Origin of the sequence: Actinomadura sp. KC345 (assembly GCF_004348515.1) — a bacterium.
Taxonomy (GTDB): domain Bacteria; phylum Actinomycetota; class Actinomycetes; order Streptosporangiales; family Streptosporangiaceae; genus Spirillospora.
In genome coordinates, this window is record NZ_SMKH01000550.1 from 1 (window position 1) to 1806 (window position 1806).

The window sequence follows — 1806 nt, forward strand, 5'->3', positions numbered from 1 at the left end:
ACGGGCACACAGGACACGGGCACACAGGACACGGGCACACAGGACACGGGCACACAGGACACGGGCACACAGGACACGGGCACACAGGACACGGGCACAACGCCGCCGCGGGCCGCCGAGCCCGCCCGCAACGGCACAGGCGGCGGCACGAGCGGGGCGAGCGGATCCGGCGGTGCGGCCGCCGCATGGGTTCTGGTGGCCGAACCACGGGCCGCGGCGTGCGCCCGCGCGCTGACCGGGCGGACGCTGCGCGAATGGCGCGTCACCGACCCCGGCGACATCGGCGACGTCGTCCTCATGGTCGACGAACTGGTCACCAACGCCGTCGTCCACGGCACCGGGCCCGTCCGGCTCTCGCTGCGCCTGGACGGCCGCCGGCTCCTCGCCGAGGTCGGCGACGGGAATCGGTCCGCACCCGCCCGGCCCGCCGAGCCGCGCGTCCTGGACTGGTCCGAGGCGGGTCGCGGGCTCCTGCTGGTCGCCGCCCTGGCCGCCGAGCACGGCGCCCGCCCCGAGGCGGAAGGCAAAACCGTCTGGTTCACCCGCCTGCTCAACCCCCTCGGCGGCCACCACCGGGCCGCCCGCTGACCCCGGCCCACCGGCCCGGTCCCGGACCGGCGCAGCGCGGGTCAGGCCTGGAGAGGGCAGCGGTCCACGACCCACACGTCCTCGTCGTCGTCCGACGGCCGCGGCGGCGGCTCGTCGGTGAGGCGGTCCAGATGCCACTCGATGTGCGCGAGCGGACCGCGCCACCCCGCCAGCAGGTCCGCCAGCGGACGCGGCGGACCCGGCGGGCCGTAGGGGCGCGGATCGGGCAGCTCCGCCTCCCACAGCGCGTCGTCGCACCCCGCCGCCCAGTGGCCCACCGCCTCCAGGACCTCCTGCAGGTCGCGGGCCAGCTCGCCCAGGGACCGCAGCGCCATCGCGTCCTGGATCATCCGCTCCCGCGCGTCGAAGGGCATCTCCCGGTCGAACCCCTCCGGGAAGCGCGGGCGGCGCCCGGCCAGCACCGGCTCCTCGCCCGTCGCCGCCGCCCGGACCGCCGCCGCCTGCCACCGCGTCCACTCCGCCAGATGGCCCAGCACACCGCGCAGCGCCGCCGCGCCCTCGCCGCCCGAGCGGACACCGGCCGCCGCGTCCCGCAGCCGGGACCGCACGAACTCCAGCCGGTCCAGCGTCCACGCCCGCGCCCGCTCCGCGCCCGCCGGGCCGCGCGGCCCCGGCCCGGCCGGGGGGCGCGGCACCGGCACCCGCAGCGCCGCCAGCAACTCGTCCAGGTCGCGGACCTCCGCGCCCCGCCCCGACAGGAACGCCGCGCCGATCCGGTCCAGCCGGAACATCCGCGGCCCGTCCCGCATCCGGCACCACCCCACCAGGTACTCCCCGTACGGGGCGGTGACCAGCCCGTGCGCCTCCACGTCCCGGAAGCTGCGCGCCCCCGCCTGATCGGTGTAGGCCATCCGCACGACCCGGCGCGTTCGGACGGCCTCGGCCAGCGTGTCGTGCACCGGCCCCGTCAGCGACTCCGCCTCGCTCAGCGCCGCCGGCTCCGGCTCGCCCGGCAGCACGTGGCCGCGGCCCTTCACCTGCCGCACCGGCAGCCCGCCGTGCGTCAGCAGCTCCAGATCACGGCGGACAGTCCGCTCGCTGACCCGCAGCCGCGCCGCGAGCGCGGACGGGTCCAGCGGCTCCGGGGAGGCCGCACGCAGCTCGGCGACGAGCGCCAGCAGCCGGTCAACGCGATCCACGCCCCCATCGTGACCCCGCCCACCGACATTTCGCCGCCGTACCGGGGCCCAGATCCCC

At 78.0% G+C, this 1806-nt stretch carries 2 protein-coding genes; one reads left to right on the forward strand and one right to left on the reverse strand.

What is annotated here, in order from left to right:
- Positions 1-588 (forward strand): ATP-binding protein (locus tag E1281_RS39455; protein ID WP_131884781.1); only part of this gene is annotated, 588 nt, incomplete at its 5' end.
- A gap of 41 nt (positions 589-629) precedes the next feature.
- On the opposite strand, the gene E1281_RS41615 is transcribed toward E1281_RS39455, so the two are convergent.
- Positions 630-1748, reverse strand: coding sequence for a WYL domain-containing protein (locus E1281_RS41615; protein WP_207943791.1), 1119 nt, complete (start codon positions 1746-1748; stop codon positions 630-632).
- Between the last annotated feature and the right edge of the window lie 58 nt (positions 1749-1806).